Here is a 6,148-nt window from a genome sequence, read left to right on the forward strand (position 1 = left end):
GGCGGGCCCGGCCGGTGTTGACCCCGACCTCGCGGCCGACCGTCGACAGGTGCTTGCCGACCTCGTCGTCCAGCTCGGCCGCGAACGGGCCTTCGCCGACGCGGGTGGTGTAGGCCTTGACGATGCCCAGCACGTAGCCGACCGCCGACGGCCCCATGCCCGAACCGGCCGAGGCCTGGCCGGCCACGGTGTTGGACGAGGTGACGAACGGATAGGTGCCGTGATCGACGTCGAGCAGGGCGCCCTGCGCGCCTTCGAACAGGATCTTGCGGCCGTCCTTGTAGGCCTTGTCCAGCAGGCGCCAGGCCGGCTGGGCGTAGGCCAGCACGCGCGGGGCGATCTCCATCAGCTGGTCGAACAGCCGGGCGCCGTCGGCCTCCGGCAGGCCCAGGCCGCGACGCAGGGCGCCGTGGTGGGCGAGCAGGCGCTCGATCTTCGGCTTCAGGGCCTCGGGGTCGGCCAGGTCGGCGACGCGGATGGCGCGGCGGCCGACCTTGTCCTCGTAGGCCGGGCCGATGCCGCGGCCGGTGGTGCCGATCTTCTGGGTCGAGGCGGCCTCGCGGGCCTGGTCCAGGTCCTTGTGCAGCGGCAGGATCAGGCAGGCGTTGTCGGCCACCACCAGCAGTTCGGGCGAGATCAGCACGCCCTGCTCGGCGATCTTGTCGATCTCGCTCAGCAGGTGCCAGGGGTCGACGACCACGCCGTTGCCGATGACCGACAGCTTGCCTTGCACGACGCCCGACGGCAGCAGGGCCAGCTTGTAGACCTTGCCGTCCACCACCAGGGTGTGGCCGGCGTTGTGGCCGCCCTGGAAACGCACGACGACGTCGGCCCGGTTGCTGAGCCAGTCGACGATCTTGCCCTTGCCCTCGTCGCCCCATTGGGCGCCGACTACGGTCACATTGGCCATGGTCTAGGTATGCCTTGTCACCTGCCCGGTGACGTCACGCGGCCCTTCGACAGGACTCGGCTGCGGACGTTGAATTCAATTCTGGGCGGCCCAAGCGTGGGCGACTGTGGGGTCCGGATCACCGAACCCCGCGAAGTCAGAAGGCGTAAACCAGCCGCACACCCACGTCGTCAAGCCCCTGGTTCTTGCCTTGGTGGAAGATCTGGCCGTTCGACAGGTGCGTATAGGACAGTTCGGCCGACACCTTTTCGTTGAACCGGTAGCCCAGCGCCAGTTCCGGCTCGAACAGCACCTTGGAGCCGAAGTCGATGCGGGTGTTGTAGAGCACCAGGCGGCGGTCGATCTCGGCCTGGCTGATGCCCGGCTGGTTGACCGGCGGCAGGCCGGCCTCGCCGTCGGTATAGGCCAGGCCGAAGCCCGGGCGCAGGTAGAAGCCGCCCGCGTCGCCCAGCTCGATCGGCCAGTCGAAGCCGGCGGCCACGAAGTTGGAGGTGTCCTCGCTGTTGATCGAGACGAAGGCATGGACCTGGGGCTTGCCCAGCCAGCCCAGGCTCTCGATGCGGTCGGTGCGATAGCCCAGATGGACGTCGACCCCGTCCTCGCGGCCGGCGGCGCCCAGGCCGACGGCCTCGCCCAGGAAGGTCACGTCATGCTTGTAGACGCCGACGAAGACTTCACCGGCCAGGGCCGGCGCGGCGACGGCCATGGCGGCGCAAGCCGCGACAGCGAAAAGGGCTTTCTTCACGGACTGCTCCCCAGCGATTCCTGTGTTTTCTTATCTCTTTAAAGGCAACGCTCGCAAAGGGTTTCGGTGGAGAACGTGTGGAGATAGACCTTGGCCATGACCCTCACCCTCCCCATCGCCTTTTCCGACGTCCAGGACGCCGCCGCGCGCCTGGCCGGCCACGCCGTCCGCACCCCGCTGATCGAAAGCCCCGCGCTCAACGAGCGCCTGGGCGGGCGGGTGCTGATCAAGTCCGAAACCCTGCAGCGGGCCGGCGCCTTCAAGTTCCGGGGGGCCTATAACCGCCTGTCGCGGCTGAGCGCCGACGAGCGCCGGCGCGGGGTGGTGGCCTTCTCGTCGGGCAACCACGCCCAGGGCGTGGCCCTGGCGGCCCGGCTGCTGGGCTGCCCGGCCCTGATCGTCATGCCCCAGGACTCGCCGACGGTGAAGGTCGAGGGCACGCGCGGCTTCGGAGCCGAGATCCGCTTCTACGACCGCTTCGCCGACGACCGCATCGCCATCGCCGCCGAGATCGCCGCCGAGCGCGGCTGCGTGGTCGTGCCGTCCTACGACGACCCGCACATCATCGCCGGCCAGGGCACGGTCGGGCTGGAGATCGTCGAGGACGCCCGCGCCCTCGGCCTCGAACTGGACCGGGTGCTGTCGCCGGTCGGCGGCGGCGGGCTGATCGCCGGCGTCTCCACGGCGGTCAAGGCGCTGTCGCCGGCGACGCAGGTCTGGGGCGCCGAGCCGGCCGGCTTCGACGAGACCCGGCGCTCGCTCGCCTCCGGCAAGCGGGAAACCATCGACGAGGGGGCCCGCTCGATCTGCGACGCCCTGCTGACCCCGATCCCCGGCGAACTGACCTGGCCGATCAACAGCCGCAACCTGACGGGTGTCGTCGCCGTCACCGACGCCGAGGTGGCCGAGGCCATGCGCTACGCCTTCTCGGTGCTGAAACTGGTGATCGAGCCGGGCGGCTGCGTGGCCCTGACGGCGGCCCTGACCGGGAAGATCGACCTGAAGGGCCAGACGGCGGCCATCGTCTGCTCGGGCGGCAATGTCGATCCGGCGCTGTACGCGCGGGTGCTGGGCAGGGAGATCTGAGCGCCGGGGACATGCGCTCGTCGCGTGTCCCCGACGAGGGCAGGCGGTCGGACGGCTAGCGTGATCTGATGCGTTGGGGACACGCGGCGAGCGCATGTTCCCGGCGGCGCGGCTGGCCCCGCCTCGAATGCGATAGCGGCCCTAGCCGCCGCTCATCGGTCCCGCTAGGGTCCCGCCCCAACGACAAAGATCTGCTCCAAAGAGTGACAACGATGAAACGCCTGCTGCTCGCGACCGCCCTGATCGCCGCTCCCATGCTGGCTCAGGCCGCGGACACGCCGAAGATCGACCCCGCCAAATTGTCGGCCCACATCAAGGTGCTGTCGTCCGACGACTTCGAGGGCCGCGGCCCGGCCACGGCCGGCGAGACCAAGTCGGTCGGCTATATCGTCGACCAGATGAAGGCCATCGGCCTGGAGCCGGCCGGCGACCTCCGGACGGACGGGACTCGCGCCTGGACCCAGGACGTGCCGCTGGGCAAGTTCGACATCAAGGGCCCCGTCGCGGCCCAGTTCACCCTCGACGGCAAGGCCGTTCCCCTGGCCCAGGGCGAGCAGATCGCCATCCGCGCGGCCATGACCAACGCCGACAAGGTGTCGATCAAGGACGCCCCGCTGGTCTTCGTCGGCTACGGCGTCAAGGCCCCCGAGCGGAACTGGGACGACTTCAAGGGCCTGGACCTGAAGGGCAAGGTCCTGGTGGTGCTGATCAACGACCCCGACTTCGAGACCGGAACCGGCGACTTCGGCGGCAAGGCCATGACCTATTACGGCCGCTGGACCTACAAGTTCGAGGAGGCCGCCCGCCAGGGCGCGGCGGGCGTGCTGATCGTCCACGAGACCGCCCCGGCCTCCTACGGCTGGGCGACGGTCAAGAACTCCAACACCAACACGATGTTCGACATCGTCCGCAAGGCGCCCAAGGCCGTCCATCCCGACCTGGAGGCCTGGATCCAGCGCGACACGGCCGTCAGCCTGTTCAAGGCGGCCGGCCTCGACTTCGACGCCCTGAAGACCCAGGCCCAGTCGCGCGACTTCAAGCCGGTGGCGCTGACCGGCGCGACCTTCTCGGCCGAATACGCCGTCGACCATTCGGTGATCGTCTCCAAGAACGTCGCCGGCCGGATCAAGGGCGCGGTCCGCCCCGACGAAACGGTGATCTACAGCGCCCACTGGGACCACCTGGGCGTCGGCCAGCCCGACGCGCGCGGCGACAAGATCTATAACGGCGCGATCGACAACGCCGACGGGATCGCCGCCATCCTGGAGCTGGCCCGCGCCTTCAAGGGCCAGCCCGCCCCGCAGCGCTCGATCCTGTTCCTGGCGGTCACCGCCGAGGAGCGCGGCCTGCTGGGCTCGGAATACTACGCCGCCAACCCGCTCTATCCGCTGGCCAAGACGGTGGGCGACCTGAACATCGACGCCCTGTCGGCCGCCGGCCCGGCCAAGGACATCACCACCTCGGGCGACGGCAAGGTCGACCTGCAGGACCTGCTGGTCGCCAAGGCCAAGGCCCACGGCCGCTACTTCACCCCCGACCCCTCGCCCCAGGCCGGCCACTTCTACCGCTCCGACCACTTCCCGTTCGCCAAGCGCGGCGTGCCGGCCATCTCGGTGGGCTCCGGCGAGGACCTGGTGGTGGGCGGCAAGGAGGCCGGCGCCAAGGCCGAGGAGGACTACACCGCCAACCGCTACCACCAGCCGGCCGACGAATGGAAGGCCGACTGGGACCTGACCGGCCAGGCTCAGGACATCGGGCTGTTCTACGAGGTCGGCGCGGACCTGGCCAATTCGACGGCCTGGCCGGAATGGCAGGCGGGGTCGGAGTTCAAGGCGCTGCGGGACGCCTCCAAGGCGGACCGGAAGTAACCTGGCGCCGCCCGAGATGCGGACGGGGACACACACTCACTCCAGAGCGCTACAGATTATCCGCGACGCCCTGAAGTGAGTGTGTGTCCCCAACCGTTTCCCGGACTGACGAACGCGTTTTTATGAAACCTAGAAAATGACAGCTTCCGTCTTCGACCTGTTCAAACTGGGCGTCGGCCCGTCGAGCAGCCACACCATGGGGCCGATGACCGCCGCCGGGCTGTTCGTCGGGCGGCTGCGCGACGCCGGCAAGCTGGCGGGCGTCGCCCGGGTCGAGACCCGGCTCTACGCCTCCCTGGCCCTGACCGGCCGCGGCCACGCCACCGACCGGGCGGTGATCCTGGGGCTGATGGGCTTCGTGCCGGCCACGCTGGATCCCGACGCCGGCGAGGCGGCTCTGGTCGACACCGCCGCCAGCCAGTGGCTGAACCTGGGCGGCCCAGGGGGGGACGGCGTCGGGATCGGCTTCGACGCCGAGCGCGACATCGTCTGGGCCGGCCACGAGCGCCTGCCCCAACATCCGAACGCGCTCACCTTCACCGCCTTCGACGCCGCTGGCGTCGTGCTGGCCGAGCGCACCTATTTCTCGATCGGCGGCGGCTTCGTGCGCGACGAGAGCGAGATGGGCCGCAACACCCCGCCCGAGGAAGGCCCCGAGATCCCCTTCCCGTTCGAGTCCGGCGCCGACCTGCTGCAGCGCGCCGCCGACGCGGGCCTGACCATCGCCGGGGTGATGGGGGCCAACGAGCTGTCGCGGATGGACGAGGCGGCGCTGAACACCGGCCTCGACCGCATCTTCGACGCCATGGAGGCCTGTATCGACCGCGGCATGCGCGAGACCGGCGTCCTGCCCGGCGGCCTGTCGGTCAAGCGCCGGGCCCGGCAGATCCACCAGACCATCCAGGGCCGCATGGAGCGGCAGATCAGCGATCCGCTGGCGGCCATGGACTATGTCAACCTGTGGGCCATGGCGGTCAACGAGGAGAACGCGGCCGGCGGCCGGGTGGTCACCGCCCCGACCAACGGCGCGGCCGGCCTGATCCCGGCGGTGCTGCGCTTCTACCACCGCTTCCACCAGGGCACGCCGCAGGGGGTGCGGGTGTTCCTGCTGACCGCGGCGGCGATCGGCGCGCTCTACAAACGCAACGCCTCGATCAGCGGGGCCGAGGTCGGCTGCCAGGGCGAGGTGGGCGTGGCCTGCTCGATGGCGGCGGCCGGGCTCGCCGCCGCCTTGGGCGCGTCCAACGACCAGATCGAGAACGCCGCCGAGATCGGCATGGAGCACAATCTCGGCCTGACCTGCGACCCGATCGGCGGCCTGGTGCAGATCCCCTGCATCGAGCGCAACGCCATGGGGGCGATCAAGGCCATCGACGCCGCGAGGCTGGCGCTGCTGGGCGACGGCCAGCACTCGGTGTCGCTGGACAAGGTGATCGCCACCATGAAGCGCACCGGCGAGGACATGAGCGAGATCTACAAGGAGACCTCGCTGGGCGGGCTGGCGGTGGGGCTGTCGGTCAACCGGGTGGAGTGCTGAAC

5 protein-coding genes are annotated in these 6,148 nt (G+C 69.9%); 3 read left to right on the forward strand and 2 right to left on the reverse strand.

Annotated elements, in window-relative coordinates:
• Together PMI01_RS04035 and PMI01_RS04040 are read right to left on the reverse strand one after the other, a co-directional pair.
• Positions 1 to 910: adenylosuccinate synthase (locus tag PMI01_RS04035; protein WP_007663353.1), on the reverse strand; the 910-nt coding region annotated here is incomplete at its 3' end.
• A 136-nt stretch (positions 911 to 1,046) separates the two neighbouring features.
• The gene (locus tag PMI01_RS04040; protein ID WP_007663355.1) at positions 1,047 to 1,655 is read right to left on the reverse strand and encodes an acyloxyacyl hydrolase; all 609 of its coding nucleotides are present in this window, start codon (positions 1,653 to 1,655) and stop codon (positions 1,047 to 1,049) included.
• A 96-nt stretch (positions 1,656 to 1,751) separates the two neighbouring features.
• On the opposite strand from PMI01_RS04040, the gene PMI01_RS04045 reads away from it, so the two are divergent.
• From PMI01_RS04045 to PMI01_RS04055, 3 genes are all read left to right on the forward strand, one after another.
• On the forward strand, positions 1,752 to 2,741 hold the full coding sequence (locus PMI01_RS04045; protein WP_035034451.1) for a threonine ammonia-lyase: 990 nt from the start codon (positions 1,752 to 1,754) through the stop codon (positions 2,739 to 2,741).
• A 212-nt stretch (positions 2,742 to 2,953) separates the two neighbouring features.
• Complete coding sequence (locus PMI01_RS04050; RefSeq protein WP_007663358.1) at positions 2,954 to 4,609, forward strand: M28 family metallopeptidase; 1,656 nt, start codon at positions 2,954 to 2,956, stop codon at positions 4,607 to 4,609.
• 136 nt (positions 4,610 to 4,745) lie between these two features.
• Entirely contained in the window at positions 4,746 to 6,146 is a 1,401-nt protein-coding gene (locus PMI01_RS04055) for an L-serine ammonia-lyase (protein WP_007663360.1), read from the forward strand.
• Positions 6,147 to 6,148 lie beyond the last annotated feature (2 nt).

The organism is Caulobacter sp. AP07 (assembly GCF_000281955.1).
Classification (GTDB): Bacteria; Pseudomonadota; Alphaproteobacteria; order Caulobacterales; family Caulobacteraceae; genus Caulobacter.